The organism is Microvirga arabica (assembly GCF_016811235.1).
Taxonomy (GTDB): domain Bacteria; phylum Pseudomonadota; class Alphaproteobacteria; order Rhizobiales; family Beijerinckiaceae; genus Microvirga; species Microvirga arabica.
Genome location: NZ_JAFBID010000013.1, coordinates 1 through 20,980, shown reverse-complemented (window position 1 = coordinate 20,980; position 20,980 = coordinate 1). Strand labels below are relative to the sequence as shown.

The window sequence follows — 20,980 nt, the reverse complement described above, 5'->3', positions numbered from 1 at the left end:
GCTCACGCGGCCGTGGGAAGGACATAGTCCTTCAGGATCTTGCGCAGCTCGAGCTTGGAGATCTTGCCCGTCGCCGTCAGCGGAATGCTCTCGACGAAAAGCACATCATCGGGCACCTGCCAGCTGGCGACCTTGGTGGTGAGATAGGCCAGGATGTCCTCCTTGGCAGGACTCGCATCGGGCTTCGGAACCACGACGAGAAGCGGCCGCTCGCCCCAGCGCGGATGCGGCATGGCGAGCACGGCGCAGTTGGCAACGCCAGGCGCACCCAGGGCTGCGTTCTCCAGATCGATGGAGGAGATCCACTCGCCGCCGGACTTCACCAGATCCTTGGTGCGGTCCACGATCTGCAAGAAACCGTCCGGCGTGATCTTGGCGACGTCGCCCGTCTTGAACCAACCTTCGGGATCAAGCGCCTGTGCTGTGGCAGCCTCGTTGTTGTAGTAGCCTGAGGCGACCGCAGGACCGCGCACGCAGAGCTCGCCAAAGACCTCGCCGTCCTTTGGCAGTTCCTTGCCGTTTTCGTCGACGATCTTCATGTCTACGCTGAAAAGACGACGCCCCTGGCGAACCTTGAGTGCGACCTTCTCGTCAAGCGGCAGTTGCTCCATCTCGGGGCTCAGCATGCCGAAGGTGCCGATGGGGCTCATCTCGGTCATGCCCCAGCCGTGGCACACGCTGATGCCGTAATCGCGCTCGAAAGCCTCGATCATCGGCTGCGGCGCCGCGGAGCCGCCGATGATCACATCGGTCAGACCTTCCGGCTTGCACCCTCTCTGCTTCATTTCGTGCAGAAGTCCGAGCCACACGGTGGGCACACCCCAGGTGTTGTCGACCTTCTCGGCATCCAGGAGGTTGAAGAGGCTCGCGCCATCGAGCTTCGCCCCCGGAAAGATCAACGACGTGCCGGAGATCGGGGCCGAGTAGGGCAGCGCCCAGGCATTGACGTGGAAGAGCGGGACGACGGGCAGGATCTTCTTGCCCATGCCGAAATAGCGCGAGGCGCCGATCACGGACGTCATGGCGTGGATCACCTGCGAGCGATGCGAGTAGAGCACGCCCTTGGGCTCGCCCGTGGTGCCGGAGGTGTAGCTCAGCGCCGCCGCGGTGTTCTCGTCGAGATCGGGCCAGGTGATGGTGTCCGGCTGCCCGGTGAGCAGATCCTCGTAGCACTGGAGACCATCGAGCCCCTCCTGCGCCGGCATGGTTTCGCGGCCGGTCATCGCCACGAAGGTGATGTTCTGGGGCAGCTTCGGCCGCAGGGCGGCGACGAGCGGCGCGAAGGTGATGTCGAAGAAGAAGACCGTGTCCTGCGCGTGGTTGATGATGTAGACGAGCTGCTCGGGGAACAGGCGCGGGTTGATGGTGTGGCATACCGCGCCAATGCCGGAGATGGCGTAATAGAGCTCGAAATGCCGGTAGCCGTTCCAGGCCAGCGTTGCCACGCGATCGCCCGGCTTGACGCCAAGCGCCCGCAGACCATGCGCCAGCTGAGCGACGCGCTTATGAATATCCTTGTAGGTGGTGCGGTGGATGCCGCCTTCGGTCGCGACCGAGACGATCTCCGTATTGGCGTGCACCTCCGCTGCCAGATCGATGATTGCCGGGATCGACAGCTGCCGATCCATCATCATTCCCTTCAACATCGTTTCTTCCCTCCGATTTTTGCTTATTGTCAGGAATTTATCGGCCGCTCGCGACTTGTCCAGCCTGCCGCAGAGGCGGCATTGAGGCCTGGTCGAGGACCGCGATGGTGGCGAGCGCAACTGCCGTCTGCTTCTCGCGCCCGTCCTTTTCGGTGAACACGTCCGCCGCCACGATGATCATGCGGTTGCCGGGCTTGACCACCCGCGAGCGGCAGATGAGCCGGTCGCCATCGGCGGGCGAGAACAGGTTGAGCTTATATTCGGCCGTGAGGACGCCCTGGCCGGGCTTGAGAACGGTCGCGGCCGCAATGGTTGTGCCATTGTCGATCAGGAAAGCCGTGACGCCTCCGTGAAATAGGCCGTGCTGCTGAAGCAGATCATTGCGACGGTTGACGGAGATCGTTGCGGAGCCAGGCGCCAGATCATCGATCTGCGCGCCAATGAGATGCATGAAGCCCTGGAGGGCCACTCGCTCCCGGATGCCGGCGGCGCGGCTCTCAAATGGGATTGCATCCATGCAGGTCGCTTGCCCTCTGCGGAAGAAGCAGGGCCGGCTCTAAGGCCGGCCCTGTTCATCAAGGCTCTTACTGGCCGAGGCTTGCCGCCTCGACGGTCTCGACCTTGCCGCCCTTGACCACGCCGACCACGATGTTGGCGTTGGTGCCGCCGCGGTCATCGACGCTGGTGATACGCGCCGGGTTCTTCTCCGGAGGCAGCTTGCCATAGGCTTCGCTGAGCTTGGCGTGGATCGCCTTCGGGTCGGAGACGGAGCCCGCAAGCTTCATGGCCTCTGCCACGGCATTCAGGGTCGAGTAGTGGTAGGAGGCTTCCGTGCCCGGATTGCGGTCGTATTGCTTCTTGAACTTGGCGATGAAGCTTTCCGTGCCCGGACGCTTGTCGTAGATCAGCGGCAGAACGCCGACCGCGCCCTCCAGCATCTCCATGCCGCCGATGACGGCTGCCATCTCGTCGAGCTTGGCCTGATCCATCACGGCGAAGCCACCCTTGAAGCCGAGCTCGCGCGCCTGCTTGGCGACCAGAGCTGTCGGCTCCGAGGCGCCGCCGACGAACAGCACGTCGGGGCTCGCTGCCAGCACGCGGCTGACGCCGCTGTAGAAATCCGTGTCCTTGTTGTAGGACATCGGGTTCTCGGCAACGATCTGGCCGCCGGCCTTAGTCCAGGCGGGGCCGAAGAGCTGAGCCCAGGCCTTGGCATAGTCATGATCGCCGCCGGCCATGGCGAGCTTCTTGCCGAAGGTCTTCATCTGCACGCTGATGAAGGGTTGCACGTAACCTGCGAAGGATGGCGGGATGCGCAGGGTCAGCTTGTTGCCGCGCTCGGTCATGTTCGGCACGCTGGTATAGGCGCCGAGAATGAAGTTGTCCTGCTCGTTGAAAGCCTGGATCGCGAAGGCGCCGCCGGAATGGGGGGTGAAGACCATGGGCGTGTTGTTCTGCGCCTTCAGGCGCTTGGCGTTGACGGCCGCTTCGCTGGGCGAGTACTTGTCGTCGAGCGCCACGATGTTGAACTTGTACTTCTTGCCGCCGACATCGAAGCCGCCGGCGTCGTTGATCTCCTTCGCGGCCATCTCAAGGCCGACCAGGGTATTCTTGCCGTAGAGCGCAGCGCCGCCGCTGAGCGGGCCGGTATAGCCGATATTGACGGTCTCCTGAGCCGATGCCACGGACGCGAAGCCGGCCGCAAGCGTCACTGCGCCTGCGGTGTGAACCAAGTGTTTCCAAAGAGCCATTTGTTTTCCTCTCCTCTTGTTTTTTCTTCATGGGGCGGGAGTTCGACCGTGGTCGGCTCCCGTCTCTCTGTTGGCGAACTTTTTTAAGGCTCGCAGGCTTCCACAACCGGCGCCGGATCAGGCGCCGATATAGGCTTTTCGAACACGCTCGTCGTTGAGCAGGGTATCGCGATCGCCTTCCATGACGATCCGGCCGCTCTCGATGACGTAGGCGCGGTGGGCGATCTGCAGGGCTGCATAGGCATTCTGCTCGGCAAGCAGCACCGTCGTGCCCTTGTCGTTGATCGCCTTGATGACGCCGAGCACCTGCTTGACCACCAGGGGCGCAAGACCGAGCGACGGCTCGTCCAGCAGCAGGACCTGCGGCCGTCCCATCAGGGCACGGCCGATGGCCACCATCTGCTGCTGGCCGCCGCTCAAGGAGCCGGCCATGTCGTGGCGCTTCTCGTAGAGGATCGGGAACATCTCGAAGACCTGATCGAGGATCTTCTCGGATTCCTTTTTGTCCTGGCGATGCACATAGGCGCCGAGAAGCAGGTTCTTGCGCACGGACATTTCCGGGAAGAGCTTGCGCCCCTCCGGGCAATGCACCACGCCGGACTGCACGATCTGCGACGGCTTGCGCCCGGCGATGTTCTGATCCCTGAACCAGATGTTGCCGCGGGTGAGCTTGCGCAACCCGCTGATGGCGAGAAACAGCGAGCTTTTGCCGGCGCCATTGGCACCGAGCATCACCACAAGTTCGCCGGGCTCCGCATGAATGGAGATTCCATCGAGCGCGCGGAAGCTGCCGTAATTGAGCTGTGCTCCCTCAAGCCGCAGCATAGTCAGCTCCCAGATAGGCTTCGATGACGCGCTGGTCGGACCGGATCTGCGCGGGCGTGCCCTCGGCGATCATCTCGCCGTGGTCGAGCACCACGATCTTGTCGGCGAGGCTCATGATCATGTCCATCTTGTGCTCGATCAGGCACACGGTCAGGCCCTTGCGGATCATCTTTCGGATAAGTTCGGCCAAACCCAGCGTCTCCTCCGGGTTGACGCCGCCGGCAGGCTCGTCGAGCAGCACGATCTTTGGGTCGGTGGCGAGCGCCAGGGCAAACGCCACACGCTTACGCTCTTCCTGAGAGATGTCCGCCGCCAAGTGATGCGCCACCGAGGAGAGGCCAACGAAATCGAGCACCTCTTCGGCCTTGGCGCGGCAGCGATGCTCGTCCTCTTTCAGACGGCGCGTGTTGAGCACCACGTCCCAGAAGGTGGAGGTGGTGCGCAGCCGATGCCCGACGATGAGATTGTCGAGCACCGTCGCCTTGTCGAACAGGGTGGTCGACTGGAAGGTGCGCGCAACACCGAGCGTTGCGACCTGATCGGGCCGCAGCCCCGTCACGTCCTGCCCGTCGAAGATGATGCGCCCGGTGGTGGGCTTGTGATAGCCGCTCACCAGATTGAAGAACGTAGTCTTGCCGGCGCCATTCGGGCCGATGATCGCATTGATCCGATTCTTCTCGAAGGTGGTGGTCACGTCACGCACGGCGGTGAGGCCGCCGAAGCGCTTGGTCAATCCCTGGATCTCAAGCATTGGTGCCGACCTCCTGCTGCGAGCCGATCACGGATCGCTGAAGGCGCCTGTCCTGCATGGAAGCCGCGGCCCGCCGCGCCTGCCGTTCGCGCCAGTAGCCGATGAGGCCTTGCGGAAAGTACATGACCAGGAGGATCAGGAGCGGACCGAACACGATCATGCGGAAGTCCTGCAGGAACTGCAGCGACTGGGTGAGCCAGGTGAGCAGGATCGCCCCGAGCAGCGGCCCGAACAGGGTGCCGATGCCGCCGACGAGAATGAAGGCGATCATGTCGAAGGTGTGGCTCTCCAGCGCCATGGCCGGGCCGATGAAGCGCACGAAACCGGCATAGAGCGCGCCGGCCATGCCGGCGTAGAAGGTGGAGAGCACGAAGGCGAGCACCTTGGTGCGCATCAGGTTGATGCCCAGCGTCTCGGCGAGGTCCTCACCGTTGCGGATGGCGATGAAGGCACGGCCGAGCAGCGAATGCACGATCCGGCTCATGAGCCACAGGCTTACCACCAGGAAGAACAGCACGAGGTAATACTGCGACCAAGTGTTGTCGAAGCGGATCGGACCGATGCCGGTAGGCGCCGGAATGTCGATGATGCCCACCGTTCCATGGGTCAGCGTGTCCCACTTCTCGATGATCAGATAGATCATGAAGCCCACGCAAAGGGTGAAGATCGAGAAGAAGTGCCCTTTCAGCCGCAGCGAAAGCAGGCCCGCGAAGAAGCCGATGACGGCACTCAAAAGCCCGGCGATCACGAAAGCGACCCAATAGGGCACCCCGTAATCGACGGTTAGGATGCCGACCGTGTACGCACCGATGGCCATGAAGCCCGCATGCGCCAGGTTGAGCTGGCCCGTGTAGCCCAGGATGAGGTTCAGGCCCACCGCGGCAATCGCCATGATGTAGGCGAGCGACATCACGTAGATGTAATAGTCGTTCGCTGCGAACATCGGGAAGATGATGGCCAAAGCGAGCAGGACGGCGAGAAGAGGCTTCTGCCAGGTCTTCGACATCATGCCCGGGCTCCGCTGGGAAAGAGGCCCTGGGGCCGGAACGACAGGATCAGGACGAGCAGCGCGAAGGCGATGATGTCCTTGTAGTTCGTGGAGACATAGAAGGCCCCGAAGCTCTCGGCGAAGCCGATCACCAACCCACCCACAATGGCGCCGGGAATGCTGCCCATGCCGCCCAGGATGATGATTACGAAAGCCTTCATGATCACCAGATGGCCCATGGACGGGTAGATCAGGTTAATCGGCGCGAAGAGCGTTGCGGCCACCGCAGCAAGGGCCCCGGAAATCGCGAAGGTGAGAACCGACACCCTAGTGGCATCGATGCCGACCAGGGAGGCGCCTTCCCGGTTCTGCGCCATGGCGATGATCGTGGAGCCGGTGAGCGTGCGGGTGAGGAAGAGATGAAGCACGAACATCAGGCCGAACGCCGCCGCGATGATGATAAGGCGCTGCGCGGGCGCGACGAGATCGAAGATGCGCACGATCTGCGGGTAAGGCGGCGCAAGGCGGTGGAATTCCGCACCCCAGATTGCCTGAATGCCCGCTTCCAGAAACAGGAGAAGGCCGATCGCCGCGATCATGTCGTGCAGTGGCGGTGCATTTCTAAGTCGATGGAAGATGAGGCGATCCGACAGGACGGCGAGAAGAGCCACCACGAGTGCCGCTCCCGCCATGGCGACCCAGTAGTTCGCGCCGAGCGAGCCCACGAGATAGAAGGCCATGTAGGCGCCAACCATATACAGGGCGCCATGGGCGAAGTTGGGGATATGAAGAATCCCATAGACGAGCGTGAGGCCAAGGGCCACGAGCGCATAGACGCTCCCGAGCGTCAGCCCGTTCAGAACCTGCTGAAAAAAGATGTTCAAGGAGCCACGTCCTCCTCCTGGGCTCCGGGCTCCCGTGCTCGACCGCGATTCCCGCCTGGCTGGGGCAGGAACTGAGGACCTGTGACTTGCGGCACCGGACCCTCAAACCGGACGAACCGGACTCCTCGGATCGTTTCCTCTCGAATGAACGGTACGGTCCTTTTTAGGGTCGCACCGCTGGCAGGGCTTCATTGGCCCTGTCCTGTGTCTGATAGGAGACTGACACGAGACCATGGCCTCGTCAACGGATCATGGAAGCAGAATTGCACCGATTTCCGGCAGCCTGGAATTCACCCTCGACTCCCTCTTAGAATAACCGGTACAGTCGAACTGTTGCACGCGCGGCATCGCTCCCGGCATCAATTCGTGTTAGGAGCTCAACCATGGGCGGCTTTGGGCCTGCCCTCGGCCAGGAGCCACGAAACTGCCATGACGCCGACCTCCAACGCTCTTCCGCGCCAGACCAAGCGGTACGAGCAGAAGCGACAGGCCATCCTCGACGGGGCCGTCCAGCTCTTCAATCAGAAAGGGTTGAAGGGGACGACCCTGGCCGATGTGGCCCAGAGCGTCGGGCTGATCACCAACAGCGTCACCTATTACTACCGTAAGAAGGAGGAGCTGGCGACGGCCTGCCTCCTGCGCTCCATCGAAGCGCTGGAGGCGCTCATCGCCACCGCCCTGCAGCGGAAGACGCCGGAGGAGCGCCTGCGGACGGTCCTGCGGCTCTATTGCGAGAGGCTGGCGGAGAGCGCCTCGGGAGACCGGCCGCCGCTCATGAGCTTCAGCGACATGCGGTCCCTGACCAGCCCGCATGTGGAGCTGGTGTTCGACACCTACAACCAGATGTTCCGGCACCTGCGCAGCCTGTACGATATCGACGGCGCGCCGCCCTTGAGCCGGGCCCAGAAGAATGCACGCGCCCATCTGCTGATTTCCGTCATGCATGGCGTCCGGCATTGGATCGATCATTACGAGCCCCAGGATTACCGACGCGTCGCCGACAGGATCAGCGATATCCTGATCCACGGGCTTGCCGCGCCGCAATCGGCCTGGCGCCCGTCAGTGCTGCCGCAGATGACCTGGCCCTCCGTCGAGGAGGTTTCACCCGAGGCGTTCCTGCGCTCGGCCACCATCCTGATCAACGAACAGGGCTATCGGGGCGCCTCCGTGGAGAAGATCTCGGCCCGGCTGAACGTCACCAAAGGCTCGTTCTATCATCACAACGACAACAAGGACGATCTCGTGACCGCCTGCTTCGAGCGCACCTTCGCGGTGGTGCGGCAGGTCCAGCAGGCTGCAGAGGCGGACGGGGAGACGGGCTGGGATCGTCTGTGCGCCGCAACGAGCGAGTTGATCCGCTACCAGCTCTCCGATCAGGGGCCGCTGCTGCGCATCTCCGCCTTCAGCGCCCTGCCAGAGGGCCTGAGAGGCCAGACGAAGCGCACCATGGATCGCTTGGCGCAGCGATTCGGCAGCTTCGTGGTCGACGGTATGGTGGACGGCTCGATCCGTCCGCTCGATCCCTTCGTGGCCGCCCATGTGGTCGACAGCGCCATCAACGCGGCGGCCGAGCTTGAGCGCTGGATCTCGGGCGTCACGCGGGAAACGGCCGCGGATATCTATGCCAGACCGCTGTTCATCGGCGTGTTCTCGCCGGAAGCGGAAGCCGAGGCCCAGCCGGCCAGCACGGCACGAAGCGCCGCGACCAGCGCGAGAGGCTGATCGATCGGCACATGGTGGTAGGCCTCGGGGATGTCGATAACCGGGGTGCCGGGCGGCAGAAGCTTCCGCATCCGCGCGATGTCCCCCTCCTGCATCAGGGTGGACCGGGCGCCCAGCAGAACCGCGAGGGGGCATTTCGGAGCCGACAGAGCCGGAGCCGGATCCTCCCATTCGTAGTCACGCCACAGATACGGATCGAAGCGCCAGGTCCAGCCGGCTTCCTCCGCGGTTTCAACCTGTGTCAGCGACGTCCGGGCAATGAAGTCCGCAATGAAGAGGTTTTCGCAGGGCTGAGCGGGCACCAGTCGGAAGCGCTGCAGGGCATCCTCCAGGGTCGGATAGATTTTGTGCGGGCGCATCTCCCAGGCGGCGCCCTTCTCCTTGCGCTCCTTGCGCCTCTCGGGGGAGAAGATCGGCGTGTCGATGATGATCCCGCCGCCGAGACGCTCCCCATGCCGCGCGGCCGCCTCGATGATGGGAAAGCCTCCGAAGGAATGGCCGATGAAGACAGGCTTAGCTCCGTTCTCGAACAACCCTGTCGCCTCGGCAATCGTCATCGCCTCTTTGACGAAGATATCGAAAGAATAGCGCTCGCGCCGGTCCGACCCGCCCATGCCCGACCAGGACAGAGCCGTGCAACGATACTCACTTGAGAAGAACGGCGCGATGAAGCTCCACCAATCCGCATGCGCCCCATTGCCATGCAGGAACAGGAGCCCGGGCCTGCCGCGCTCGCCCCAGGTGAGCGTCTCGATCCGGGCGCCCGCTGCCTCGGTAAAGCCGCGCTCCGGCGCATCCGCCAAGGCCTGATCGAACCAAGGCGGCGCGCTCGGGCGTGCACCGGCCAGCGATGCAAGCAGCGTCTGACGCCGCAGGTTGGGAGCCGTGTCGTTCATGGCAGGCGCGATCCCTGGTCAGAGATCGCGAAACCCCTTGCCTTCGGCAACGAGACGTTCGAGCAGCGCGGCCGGCTTGAAGTCAGCTCCGAACTTGGCCTCGTAGGCGCGCAACCGGTCGAGCACTTTGCCCAAGCCCACCTGCTCGCCATAGAACATCGGCCCGCCGCGATAGACCGGCCAACCGTAGCCGTTGATCCACACGATATCGATGTCGGAGGAGCGGATGGCAATGCCCTCCTCCAGGATCTTCGCGCCCTCGTTGATCATCGTATAGACGCAGCGCTCCAGGATCTCCTGATCGGAAATCTCCCGGCGCGTGATGCCCTTCTTGGCCGAGAGGTCGAGGATGATCTGCTCCACGAGTTTTGACGGCTTGGCGTTGCGGTTCTCGTCGTAATCGTAGAAGCCCGCGCCCGTCTTCTGGCCGCGACGGTCCTGCTCGCACAGGATTTCGCGGGCCGTCTCGCCCTTAGAGGTCTCGCGCGACCAGCCGATGTCGAGGCCGGCAAGGTCGGCCATGGCGAAGGGCCCCATGGGGAAGCCGAACTCGTAGAGAACGCGGTCCACATCCCACGGCATCGCGCCCTCAAGAATCAGGCGATTGGCCTCGCGCTGGCGCGGCTCGAGCATGCGGTTGCCGACGAAGCCGTGGCAGACGCCCACCAGCACGGCGATCTTGCCGATCTGACGGCCGAGCTGCATGGCGGTGGCGACCACGCGCTTGTCGGTCTTCTCCCCGCGCACGACCTCCAGCAGGCGCATGATGTTCGCCGGCGAGAAGAAGTGCATGCCGAGAACGTATTCCGGCCGCTTCGTCATCGCGGCGATCTCGTTCACGTTGAGATAAGACGTGTTGCTGGCCAGAATCGCCCCGGGCTTGGCGATGGCATCGAGCTTGGAGAAGATCTCCTTCTTGATCGCCATGTTCTCGAACACCGCCTCGATGATGAGATCACAATCGGCGAGGTCTTCGAGCTTGAGGCTGCCGGTGAGGAGCCCCATGCGGCGCTCCACATCCTCCATGCTCATGCGGCCCTTCTTGGCCGTGCTCTCGTAATTGCGGCGAATCACACCAAGGCCCCGCTCCAGCGCCTCGGGCTTCGCCTCGACGATGGTGACGGGCAGGCCTGCATTGGCAAAGTTCATCGAGATACCGCCGCCCATGGTGCCGGCGCCGATGACGCCGACCTTCTTCACCGGCAGGGTGGGCGTGTCGTCGGAGATATCCGGAATTTTCCAGACCTGGCGCTCGGCGAAGAACACGTGGCGCTGGGCCGCCGACTGCTCGCCGCTCACGAGTTCCTGAAACAGCTGGCGCTCTAATCTGATGCCCTCGTCGAAGGGCTGGTTCACGGCCGCCTCGATGCAGCGGACGTTGTATTCCGGCGCCTGGAAGCCGCGGAACTTGCGCGCGTTCGCCTTGCGGAATGCATCGAAGATTTCGGGCTTGCCGCGGGCCACAGCAATCTTGTCGTCGAGGTCGCGCACCTTCTTGAGCGGACGGTTCTCGGCGACCACCTTGCGCGCGAAGGCAATAGCGCTCGCCAGAAGATCACTCTCGTCCACGAGTTCGTCGACGATGCCCATCTCTTTTGCGGCTTTCGCCGAGATCGGGCTGCCAGAGGTGACCATCTCCATGGCCCGCTCCGGCCCCACGAGGCGCGGCAGGCGCTGCGTGCCGCCGGCACCCGGGAGCAACCCCAGCTTCACTTCCGGAAAGCCGCATTTGGCTGAGGGCACGGCCACGCGGTAATGGCAGGCGAGTGCCGTCTCGAGACCGCCGCCGAGCGCCGTGCCGTGAAGGGCGGCGATCACCGGCTTCGACGAAGCCTCGATGAAGTCCACCACCTCCGGCAGCATTGGCTGCTTCGGCGGCTTGCCGAACTCGCTGATGTCGGCGCCGGCGAAGAAGGTGCGTCCCTCGCAATGCAGCACCACGGCCTTGACGCTCGCATCCGCTCCGGCTTGCCGGATGCCTTCCACGATGCCCTCGCGCACCTGCGCCGAGAGCGCATTCACGGGAGGCGAGTTGACGGCGAGCACGGCGATCTCGCCGTCGCGTCTCAGCTCGACGACGGGATTGATGCGGGTTGCGGAACTCGTCTCGGCCGCGCTGCTCATGCTGCTCTCCTCCCCTGATTCGGTGCGCTTGTCTTGAGGACGTGTCTTAGTAGATCTCGAAGAGACCGGCAGCCCCCATGCCGCCGCCCACGCACATGGTGACGACGCCGTATTTCGCGCCGCGGCGCTTGCCCTCGATGAGGATGTGCCCGGTCATGCGCGCCCCCGACATGCCATAGGGATGGCCGATGGAGATGGCGCCGCCGCTCACATTGAGCTTCTCGTTGGGTATGCCGAGCCGGTCGCGGCAATAGAGCACCTGGCAGGCGAAGGCCTCGTTCAATTCCCAAATGTCGATGTCGTCCACCGTCAGGCCATGCTGCTTGAGCAGCTTCGGTACGGCGAAGACGGGCCCGATGCCCATCTCGTCCGGATCACAGCCGGCCACCGCCATGCCGCGATAGGCGCCGAGGGGCTGCAGGCCACGACGCTCTGCCTCCTTGGCTTCCATCAGGACGGCCGCCGACGCGCCATCGGACAATTGCGAGGCGTTGCCTGCCGTGATGAAGCGGCCTTCCTTCACGCGCAGCCCATCCTTGAAGACCGGGTTCAGCGCCTTGAGGTCCTCGAGCCGCGTCTGGGGCCGGTTGCCCTCGTCCTGCGAGAGCGTGATCTCCCGCTGGGAGGTGGCGCCAGTGGCTTTGTCGACCACGACCATGTTGGTCGTCATGGGCACGATCTCGGCGGCGAAGCGACCCTCGGCCTGGGCTTGAGCTGTGCGCTGCTGCGACTGCAAGGCGTATTCGTCCTGCGCTTCGCGGGAGATGCCATAGCGATCGGCCACCGTCTCGGCCGTCTCGAGCATGCTCATGTAGAGCGCCGGAACCGTCTCCACGAGCGCCGGGTCCTTGGCGCGATAGCGATTGGCATGCTCGTTCTGGACCAGGGAAATCGATTCGAGGCCGCCGCCCACTGCGATGCCGACCCCGTCGACGACGATCTCTTTGGCGGCGGTTGCGATCGCCATGAGCCCCGAAGCGCATTGCCGGTCCATGCTCATGCCGGCGACGGTTGTCGGCAGGCCCGCGCGCAGGGCCGCCTGGCGGGCGATGTTCGACCCGGTCGAGCCCTGCTGCAGCGCCGCGCCCATCACCACGTCGCCGATCTCGCCCGGATCGATGCCGGCGCGCTTGACCGCCTCGGCGATGGCATGGCCGCCCAGCGCCTGAGCCTGGGTGTCGTTGAAGGCGCCGCGATAGGCTTTTCCGATGGGGGTGCGGGCGGTGGAAACGATGACAGCTTCACGCATCTTGGGATCCTCCCTGGATCGCTGGGGCGGTTGCAGCCCCTTCATTCCAAGCCACCCGGCGCCGGCGGCGGCGAGCGCTCCTGACCTTGTCTGGTGCTATTAATGACAAAAGCGGTATGTTTTTGTCTAGCCCAAATCCTTTTGAAAATATGAGGAAAATTCACGCCTCCAAATTTTTTCGAAAAATCGGCTTGCATCTGGAGACGGCCCGGATACCCTACCTCTCATAAAGATTATGCGCTTTCTGGGGAGGAAGCGAAGGATGCTGGCCCTACTCAGCAAACAGCCGGGCGGACCCGATACGCTCGTGCTGGAATCCGTGGCCGAGCCCAGCCCGAAGCCGGGCGAAATCCTGCTGGCCGTCAAGGCCTGCGGGGTGAACTATCCCGACGCGCTGATCATCGAGGACCGCTACCAGTTCAAGCCCGAGCGCCCCTTTGCCCCCGGCAGCGAGGTCTCCGGCATCGTCGAGGCGGTGGGCGAAGGCGTGTCGTTCCTGAAAGCCGGCGACCGGGTGATCGGCTCCTGCGGCTGGGGCGGCATGGCCGAGAAGCTCACCCTCTCGGCCGACCGCTGCATCCCGATGCCGGACGCCATGCCCTTCGACGAAGCAGCCGCCTTCGTCATGACCTATGGCACCACTTACCATGCCCTCAAGGACCGGGCCGGGCTGAAGGCAGGCGAGACCCTGCTGGTGCTGGGCGCAGCCGGAGGCGTCGGGCTCGCGGCTGTAGAACTTGGCAAGGCAATGGGCGCGAGAGTCATCGCCGCCGTCTCGTCGGACGAGAAGGCGACCCTTGCAAAACAGCACGGCGCCGACGAGAGCCTCGTTTATGCGTCCGGTCCCTTCGACAAGGATGGCGTCAAGGCTCTGGCCGAGCAGTTCAAGGCAGCCTGCGGTCCGAACGGTGCCGACGTGATCTATGACCCCGTAGGCGGCGATTACTCGGAAGCGGCCTTGCGCGCCATCGCCTGGGAAGGGCGCTTCCTCGTGGTCGGCTTTCCGGCCGGGATCCCGAAGCTTCCTCTCAACCTGCCGCTCCTGAAATCCTGCCAGATCGTCGGCGTGTTCTGGGGTGCCTTCGCCAAGCGCGACCCGAAGGCCAACGCAGCCAATCTGAGAGAACTTCTCGATCTCTATGCAGACGGAAAAATCAAGCCGGTGATCTCCGAGCGCGTGCCCCTCGCCCGCGCCGGCGAGGCCATTGCGGCCTTGAGCGCGCGCAAGGCTCTTGGCAAGATCGTCGTCACCATGAACGGGGCGGACGCATCATGAGCCGGACGGCCTTTCCCTGGGAGCGCTCCTATCCGCCCGGCGTCCGCTGGGATGCTCCCATCGTGCCGTCGACGCTGCCCAAGCTCCTCGATGAGGCAGTGGCGGCCTATGGCGACAGGCCTGCCATCGAATACCGGGACCGGCCCATCAGCTACACCGAAATCGGCCGCCAGGCCGATGCGTTCGCCGCCGCCCTCCTCCGCTCGGCAATCGACGTCACGGGAGCGGTCGCGCTCTATCTGCCGAACACGCCCTATCACCCATATGCCTTCTTCGGCGCCGCCAAGGCCGGAATCAGGCTCGCTCACCTGAGCCCGCTCGATGCCGAACGGGAGCTGGCGCACAAGCTGCACGACAGCGGCGCGCGCGTTCTCGTGACGACCAATCTCGCCGGCATGCTGTCCATGGCGCTCAAGCTCCTGGATGCCGGACATGTGGATCGGTTGATCGTCGGCGAGGATGCTGTGTGGGGGCCGTGCCTGGCACTCACGATGCCGATTCCGGAGCGGCCCGACGTCGTCACCTTCGAGGGTTTCACGCGCGATACGGCTGCACCGCCGCAATGGCCCAGGATCACGCCGGACGACATTGCGCTTCTGCAATATACCGGCGGCACCACGGGCACGCCGAAAGGCGCCATTCTCACTCACGGGAATCTCACGGCGGCTGTCGCCATGTACGAGGTGTGGTTCGGCCCGCAGCTCAACACGCGGCCCGGCGAGCAGAAGGTGATCTGCGTCCTGCCGCTGTTCCACATCTTCGCCCTGACCACGATCCTGCTGCGCCAGATCCGGAACGGCAACCAGATCCTGCTGCGCCTGCGCTTCGACCCCGAGACCACGCTGCGCGACATCGAGGTGAAGCGGGCGACCGCCTTTCCGGGCGTTCCCACCATGTGGATCGCGCTGGCCAATTATCCGGGGATCGAGACCCGCGACTTCTCCTCGGTGATCCATCTCAGCTCAGGCGGAGCGCCCCTGCCGGTCGAGGTCGGGGAGCGCTTCCATCGTCTCACAGGGCAGCGGCTTCTCGGCGGCTGGGGCATGACGGAAACGTCTCCTGCCGGCACGAACCTGCCGATGAACGGGCCACCGAAGCCCGGCTCCATCGGCATCCCCATGCCGGGGGTCGAGCTCGACATCGTGTCTCTCGACGAGCCCCGCCGCGTGCTCGGGGTGCGCGAGACGGGCGAGCTTCGCGTCCGGGGACTCAACGTCAGCCGCGGCTACTGGAACAAGCCGCAGGAGACGGCCGAGGCCTTCACCCCCGAGGGCTTTCTCACCGGCGACATCGGCTATCGCGACGAGGACGGCTACTTCTTCATCGTCGATCGCCGCAAGGACATGATCATTTCCGGCGGCTTCAACGTTTACCCGCAGATGATCGAGCAGGCGGTCTACGAGCACCCGCAGGTCGAGGAAGCTCTCGTGATCGGCATTCCGGACACTTATCGGGGCGAAGCCGCCAAGGTGTTCGTGAAGCTGAAGAACGATTCCCCAGGCTTCACCCTGGAAGAGCTGCAGGCGTTTCTCGCCGACAAGGTCGGCAAGCACGAAATGCCGGCAGCTCTCGAAATCCGCGACGCGCTTCCGCGCACTTCCGTCGGCAAGCTGTCGAAGATCGAGCTGCGCGATGACGAACGGCGCAAGGCGGAAAACGCCGCTCCATGACCAGCCGCCCCCATTCCCTTCATTTCTCTGCCTAGAGGATATCGCCCATGGATCTGCGCTTCACCGATGAGGAGCTCGCCTTCCGCGACGAGGTTCGTGAATTCTTCCGCACCGCCCTGCCCGACTCGATCCGCCGCAAGATGATCGAGGGCCATCATCCGAGCAAGGACGACCTCGTCACCTGGAGCCGCATCCTCAATGCCAAAGGCTGGGCCGTGCCGCATTGGCCGGTGGAATGGGGCGGCACGGGCTGGAGCCCGGTGAAGCAATATATCTTCCGTGACGAGCTGCAGCAGGCGCCAGCTCCTGAACCGCTTGCCTTCGGCGTCAGCATGGTCGGACCGGTGATCTACACCTTCGGCAACGAGGATCAGAAGCGCCGCTTCCTGCCGCGCATCGCCAATCTCGACGACTGGTGGTGCCAGGGCTTCTCGGAGCCGGGCGCCGGTTCGGATCTCGCTTCGCTCAAGACCACGGCGAAACGCGAGGGCGACGTCTACATCGTCAACGGCCAGAAGACCTGGACAACGCTGGCCCAGCATGCGGACTGGATCTTCTGCCTCGCGCGCACGGATTCCGCCGTGAAGAAGCAGGAGGGCATCTCGTTCCTGCTCATCGACATGAAGACGCTGGGAATCACCGTGCGTCCGATCCAGACCATCGACGGCGGACACGAGGTCAACGAGGTGTTCTTCGACGACGTGCGCGTGCCGGTCGAGAATCTTGTCGGCCAGGAGAACAAGGGCTGGGACTACGCCAAGTTCCTGCTCGGCAACGAGCGCGTGGGTATTGCCCGCATCGGCATCTCGAAGGCGCGCCTGAAGCGCGTGCGCGAACTCGCAAGCCTGGAGCGCATCGGCGACGTGCCGCTGATCGATGTCCCCCGCTTCCGCGAGAAGCTCGCGGCCGTCGAGGTGGAGCTGAAGGCGCTCGAGATGACGCAGCTGCGCGTGGTGGCTGCCGAGAGCCGGCGCGAGAAGGGCAAACCCGACCCGGCCTCCTCGATCCTGAAGATCAAGGGCTCGGAGATTCAGCAGGCCACGACCGAGCTGCTGATGGAGGTCGTCGGTCCCTTCGCCATGCCCTACCACCCGGAGGAAGAGGGCCGCAACGAGCCCACCGACGGGCCGGACTGGGCGAGCACCGCGGCGCCGACCTATTTCAACTGGCGCAAGATCTCGATCTACGGCGGCTCGAACGAAATTCAGAAGAACATCATCGCCAAGGCGATCCTGGGGTTCTGACGATGAATGTCATCCCCGGCGGTTCGAAAGGACCGGGAAGGGGATCCACCCGTACACTCGAATTGATGGATTTCCTTCCCCTCCGCTGCGCTCCGGCCGGGAATGACAAGGAGACACGACATGGACTTTGATCTCAGCGAAGAACAGCGCCTTTTGAAGGACAGCGTCGATCGCCTGATGGCGGACCGCTACGACTTCGAAAGGCGCCAGCGCTACGCCAAGGAGCCGGAGGGCTGGAGTCAGGCGCTGTGGAGCGCCTATGCGGAGTTGGGCCTTCTCGCACTTCCCTTCGACGAGGCCCATGGCGGCTTCGGCGGCGGGCCCGTGGAAACAATGACGATCATGGAGGCGTTCGGGCGCTCGCTTGCACTCGAGCCCTATCTCGCCACCGTCATTCTCGGCGGCGGCCTGCTGCATCACGGCGGCAGCGAGGAGCAGAAGACGGCTTACCTGCCTCAAGTTGCTGCAGGCGATCTTCGCCTCGCCTTCGCGCACACGGAGCGGCAGTCGCGCTACGATCTCTTCGACGTCGGCACAACGGCACAACGTGACGGCGGCAGCTTCATCCTCAACGGGCAGAAGAGCGTCGTGCTGCACGGCGACACCGCCGACAAGATCCTGGTGACGGCACGCGTCGCGGGCTCGCGCCGCGACCGGGAAGGCATAGGGCTCTTTCTCGTCGATGCGAATGCACCTGGGGTTTCCTGCCGGGGCTACCCGACGCAGGACGGGCAGCGCGCCGCCGAGGTGACGCTGGAATCCGTGCGCGTCGATACCGGGAACGTCATCGGCAATCCGGAAGGCGCCCTGCCGGTCGTGGAGAAGGTGACCGACATCGCCATCGCGGCTCTCGCCGCCGAGGCCATTGGCGCCATGGACGAGATGCTCAAGCTCACGGTCGACTACCTCAAGACCCGAAAGCAGTTCAACACCACCATCGGATCCTTCCAGGTGCTGCAGCACCGCTCCTCCGAGATGTTCATTGCCGTCGAGCAAGGGCGCAGCATGGCAATGTTCGCCGCCATGATGGCGCAGGAGAAGAATGCCGAGGAGCGCCGCAAGGCGATCTCGGCCGCGAAAGTGCAGATCGGCCGCTCCGGCCGCTTCGTCGGCCAGCAGGCGATCCAGCTGCATGGCGGCGTCGGCATGACCATGGAATACAAGGTCGGCCACCTCTTCAAGCGCGTGACGATGATCGACACCCTGTTCGGCGATGCCGATCATCATCTCTCCAAGCTTGCCGAAACCGGTGGTCTGATTGCGGCCTGATAGGAGGGACCGATGCTGTTTCCCATAAGCCCGCGGGCTCAAGAATTGCGCCACCGCGTCACGGAATTCATGGAGGCCCATGTCTATCCGGCTGAAGAGATCTTCGAGCAGCAGCTCAACGCCATGCCGAACCGCTGGGGCGTGGCGCCGGTCATGGAGGACCTGAAGGCGCGCGCCAAGGCTCAAGGCTTGTGGAACCTGTTTCTCCCTAAGCGCCACTACCCGGATTCCCTATCGAATCTGGAATACGCCATGGTGTGCGAGATCATGGGGCGCTCGCCCATCGGAGCCGAGCCGTTCAACTGCTCCGCGCCCGATACCGGCAACATGGAAACGCTCATCCTCTACGGCACGGAGGAGCACAAGGAGCGCTGGCTCAAGCCTCTGATGAACGGCGAGATCCGCTCGTGCTTTGCCATGACCGAGCCGGAAGTTGCCTCGTCGGACGCCACCAATATCCGCACCGAGATCCGCCGCGAGGGCGACGAATACGTGATCAACGGTCGCAAGTGGTGGACCTCTGGCGCCATGGACCCGCGCTGCAAGATCGCCATCGTCATGGGCAAGACGAACCCTGATGCGTCCAAGCACCAGCAGCAATCGATGATCCTGGTGCCGATGGACACGCCCGGCGTGACGGTGGTTCGGCCGCTCACCGTGTTCGGCTATGACGACGCGCCGCACGGCCATGCGGAGGTTGTGTTCGAGAACGTGCGCGTGCCCGCCTCCAACATCCTGCTCGGCGAGGGACGCGGCTTCGAGATCGCTCAAGGCAGGCTCGGCCCTGGCCGCATCCACCACTGCATGCGCTCCATCGGCTTGGCCGAGCGTGCGCTGGAGACCCTATGCAAGCGTGCAATGTCCCGCAGCACCTTCGGCAGGCCAGTGGCCGACCATGGGGTGACGCGCCACTGGATTGCCGAGTCGCGCATGGAGATCGACCAGGCACGCCTGCTGACGCTTCAGGCCGCCCGCATGATGGACGAGGTCGGCAACAAGGCGGCGCGCGCCGAGATCGCCATGATCAAGGTGGTGGCGCCGAACGTGGCGCAGAAGGTGGTGGACCGGGCGATCCAGGTTTGCGGCGGCGGCGGCGTCAGCCAAGACTTCCACTTGGCTTACGCCTATGCCCGCGCCCGCGTGCTGAGACTCGCGGACGGTCCCGACGAAGTGCATCGCGAGACCGTCGCCAAGATCGAGCTCGCCAAATACAAGACGGCCGACCGGCCGCACAATGCAGGGCCTGCCGCATGACCAACCCTTTCGACCTCTCCGGAAAAGTGGCCATCGTCACTGGATCGAGCCGCGGCATCGGCCGTTCCATTGCGGAAACTATGGCGTCGCTCGGAGCCAGGGTTGTGGTGTCGAGCCGCAAGATCGAGGCCTGCGAGCCTGTGGTCGAGGGTATCTGCGCGAGAGGGGGCGAGGCCATTGCCATTGCCTGCAACATCTCGCGCAAAGCGGAAGTCGAAGCGCTCGTCGCTCAGACGCGGGAGCGGCTCGGGCCAGTGGATGTCCTGGTCTGCAACGCCGCCGTCAATCCGGTCTACGGTCCCATGAGCAGCCTCACCGATGAGGCCTTCGACAAGATCATGGGCGCCAACGTGAAGAGCAATCTCTGGCTCTGCAACCTCGTCATGCCGGAGATGGCCGCGCGTGGCGGCGGGTCGGTGGTGATCGTCTCGTCGATTGCGGGCCTGCGCGGCACCGGCGTGATCGGCGGGTACGGCATCTCGAAGGCGGCGGACTTTGCCCTCGCCCGCAATCTCGCGGTGGAGTGGGGCCCGCAAAACGTGCGCATCAACTGCATCGCGCCGGGCTTGGTCAAAACGGATTTCGCCCGCGCCCTCTGGGAAGATCCGCAGGCGCTGGAGCAGCGCAACAGCCAGACACCCCTGCGCCGGATCGGCACGCCCGACGAGATCGGCCCCGTGGCCGCCTTCCTGGCCTCGTCGGCATCGAGCTTCATGACGGGGCAGACCGTGGTCGTGGACGGCGGCGTGACGATTGCGTGACGAGGGTGGAACAGGAGGGGCGCGATACCGTTCCACTGATGACCCTCATCAAGACCTGAGCCCAATGATCTGACCTATGGGAAACCTGCTCCGTATCATCCTCGCCATCCTCCTGCCACCGGTCGGCGTGTTCTTCACCGTAGGCCTCGGCGGTCAATTCTGGCTCAACATCCTGCTGACGATCCTGGGCTACATTCCCGGCATCGTCCACGCGGTCTGGATCATCGCGCGCCGGAACCCATCGCCCTATCGCTGAAGCCCTCATTCATCCTGGTGCTGGAGCGCACACCGCAGGATGAGTCACCCGAACAGAGTTCAGGTCCGGCCGTTTCTCTCATGCAGGCCGCGAGATCCTCGCGCCGCGACGAGAGCAGACCTTCATGACGATCTTCGATCCCATCTCCGGCTGTCAGATCACGATCAATCTTTCAGAAAAGCCATACCGGCCAATTATCAGACAGGAAGGCCCTACCGGAGGAGAGCAGCGGTTTCGTGCAGGCCAGGCATCGGGAGAAGGATCGAAGTCTCCTGATTTGTCTCAGAGCCACTCCCGCAAACGCTTCAAAGCATAAGCTGTTGAAAGGACTTCCCGCCTAAGGTCTGTGGGGATTCACATGAGGTTGGGCTTATGATTCAAGCTCTTGATGGATCGCTATGTCTTGACGGACGC

Annotated in this window: 19 protein-coding genes; 9 read left to right on the top strand and 10 right to left on the bottom strand. The window is 63.9% G+C overall.

What is annotated here, in order from left to right:
* Positions 1-2: 2 nt before the first annotated feature.
* From JQC81_RS09270 to JQC81_RS09240, 7 genes are all read right to left on the bottom strand, one after another.
* A complete protein-coding gene (locus JQC81_RS09270) occupies positions 3-1,643 on the bottom strand; it encodes a long-chain-fatty-acid--CoA ligase (protein WP_376772385.1) in 1,641 nt (546 codons plus the stop codon).
* Positions 1,644-1,683: 40 nt separating this feature from the next.
* A complete protein-coding gene (locus tag JQC81_RS09265; protein WP_203271529.1) occupies positions 1,684-2,163 on the bottom strand; it encodes a PaaI family thioesterase in 480 nt (159 codons plus the stop codon).
* A gap of 67 nt (positions 2,164-2,230) precedes the next feature.
* The gene (locus JQC81_RS09260; protein WP_203271528.1) at positions 2,231-3,397 is read right to left on the bottom strand and encodes an ABC transporter substrate-binding protein; all 1,167 of its coding nucleotides are present in this window, start codon (positions 3,395-3,397) and stop codon (positions 2,231-2,233) included.
* Between the two features lie 117 nt (positions 3,398-3,514).
* Positions 3,515-4,222 carry an ABC transporter ATP-binding protein gene (locus JQC81_RS09255; RefSeq protein ID WP_203271527.1) on the bottom strand — a complete coding sequence of 236 codons (708 nt, stop codon included), beginning with the start codon at positions 4,220-4,222 and terminating at the stop codon, positions 3,515-3,517.
* Positions 4,209-4,973, bottom strand: coding sequence for an ABC transporter ATP-binding protein (locus JQC81_RS09250; protein ID WP_203271600.1), 765 nt, complete (start codon positions 4,971-4,973; stop codon positions 4,209-4,211). Before JQC81_RS09250 ends, JQC81_RS09255 begins: the two co-directional genes overlap by 14 nt.
* Positions 4,966-5,982 (bottom strand): branched-chain amino acid ABC transporter permease, encoded by a 1,017-nt coding sequence (locus tag JQC81_RS09245; protein WP_203271526.1) that lies wholly within the window; start codon positions 5,980-5,982, stop codon positions 4,966-4,968. Before JQC81_RS09245 ends, JQC81_RS09250 begins: the two co-directional genes overlap by 8 nt.
* Entirely contained in the window at positions 5,979-6,845 is an 867-nt protein-coding gene (locus JQC81_RS09240) for a branched-chain amino acid ABC transporter permease (protein WP_203271525.1), read from the bottom strand. Before JQC81_RS09240 ends, JQC81_RS09245 begins: the two co-directional genes overlap by 4 nt.
* Before the next feature lie 429 nt (positions 6,846-7,274).
* Between JQC81_RS09240 and JQC81_RS09235 the strand changes: the two genes are divergently transcribed.
* Positions 7,275-8,567 (top strand): TetR/AcrR family transcriptional regulator, encoded by a 1,293-nt coding sequence (locus JQC81_RS09235; RefSeq protein ID WP_203271524.1) that lies wholly within the window; start codon positions 7,275-7,277, stop codon positions 8,565-8,567.
* Here JQC81_RS09235 and JQC81_RS09230 read toward each other — a convergent pair.
* The 3 genes from JQC81_RS09230 to JQC81_RS09220 form a co-directional block, all read right to left on the bottom strand.
* Positions 8,465-9,463 carry an alpha/beta fold hydrolase gene (locus tag JQC81_RS09230; protein WP_203271523.1) on the bottom strand — a complete coding sequence of 333 codons (999 nt, stop codon included), beginning with the start codon at positions 9,461-9,463 and terminating at the stop codon, positions 8,465-8,467. The two genes, JQC81_RS09235 and JQC81_RS09230, sit on opposite strands and share 103 nt — an antisense overlap.
* Positions 9,464-9,481: 18 nt before the next feature.
* Entirely contained in the window at positions 9,482-11,551 is a 2,070-nt protein-coding gene (locus tag JQC81_RS09225; protein WP_203271599.1) for a 3-hydroxyacyl-CoA dehydrogenase NAD-binding domain-containing protein, read from the bottom strand.
* Between the two features lie 82 nt (positions 11,552-11,633).
* Positions 11,634-12,836 carry an acetyl-CoA C-acyltransferase gene (locus JQC81_RS09220; protein ID WP_203271522.1) on the bottom strand — a complete coding sequence of 401 codons (1,203 nt, stop codon included), beginning with the start codon at positions 12,834-12,836 and terminating at the stop codon, positions 11,634-11,636.
* Between the two features lie 262 nt (positions 12,837-13,098).
* Between JQC81_RS09220 and JQC81_RS09215 the strand changes: the two genes are divergently transcribed.
* The 8 genes from JQC81_RS09215 (at position 13,099) to JQC81_RS09180 (ending at position 20,882) form a co-directional block, all read left to right on the top strand.
* On the top strand, positions 13,099-14,112 hold the full coding sequence (locus tag JQC81_RS09215; RefSeq protein WP_203271521.1) for an NADPH:quinone oxidoreductase family protein: 1,014 nt from the start codon (positions 13,099-13,101) through the stop codon (positions 14,110-14,112).
* Entirely contained in the window at positions 14,109-15,782 is a 1,674-nt protein-coding gene (gene pimA, locus JQC81_RS09210; protein ID WP_203271520.1) for a dicarboxylate--CoA ligase PimA, read from the top strand. Before JQC81_RS09215 ends, pimA begins: the two co-directional genes overlap by 4 nt.
* A gap of 47 nt (positions 15,783-15,829) precedes the next feature.
* On the top strand, positions 15,830-17,026 hold the full coding sequence (pimC, locus tag JQC81_RS09205) for a pimeloyl-CoA dehydrogenase large subunit (RefSeq protein ID WP_203271519.1): 1,197 nt from the start codon (positions 15,830-15,832) through the stop codon (positions 17,024-17,026).
* A 120-nt stretch (positions 17,027-17,146) separates the two neighbouring features.
* Positions 17,147-18,295 carry an acyl-CoA dehydrogenase family protein gene (locus JQC81_RS09200; protein WP_203271518.1) on the top strand — a complete coding sequence of 383 codons (1,149 nt, stop codon included), beginning with the start codon at positions 17,147-17,149 and terminating at the stop codon, positions 18,293-18,295.
* Between the two features lie 12 nt (positions 18,296-18,307).
* Complete coding sequence (locus JQC81_RS09195; protein ID WP_203271517.1) at positions 18,308-19,549, top strand: acyl-CoA dehydrogenase family protein; 1,242 nt, start codon at positions 18,308-18,310, stop codon at positions 19,547-19,549.
* Positions 19,546-20,310, top strand: a complete 765-nt coding sequence (locus JQC81_RS09190) for an SDR family NAD(P)-dependent oxidoreductase (RefSeq protein WP_203271516.1) — start codon at positions 19,546-19,548, stop codon at positions 20,308-20,310. Before JQC81_RS09195 ends, JQC81_RS09190 begins: the two co-directional genes overlap by 4 nt.
* A 76-nt stretch (positions 20,311-20,386) precedes the next feature.
* Positions 20,387-20,566 (top strand): YqaE/Pmp3 family membrane protein, encoded by a 180-nt coding sequence (locus tag JQC81_RS09185; RefSeq protein ID WP_036347973.1) that lies wholly within the window; start codon positions 20,387-20,389, stop codon positions 20,564-20,566.
* A gap of 124 nt (positions 20,567-20,690) precedes the next feature.
* The gene (locus JQC81_RS09180; protein WP_203271515.1) at positions 20,691-20,882 is read left to right on the top strand and encodes a hypothetical protein; all 192 of its coding nucleotides are present in this window, start codon (positions 20,691-20,693) and stop codon (positions 20,880-20,882) included.
* Positions 20,883-20,980 lie beyond the last annotated feature (98 nt).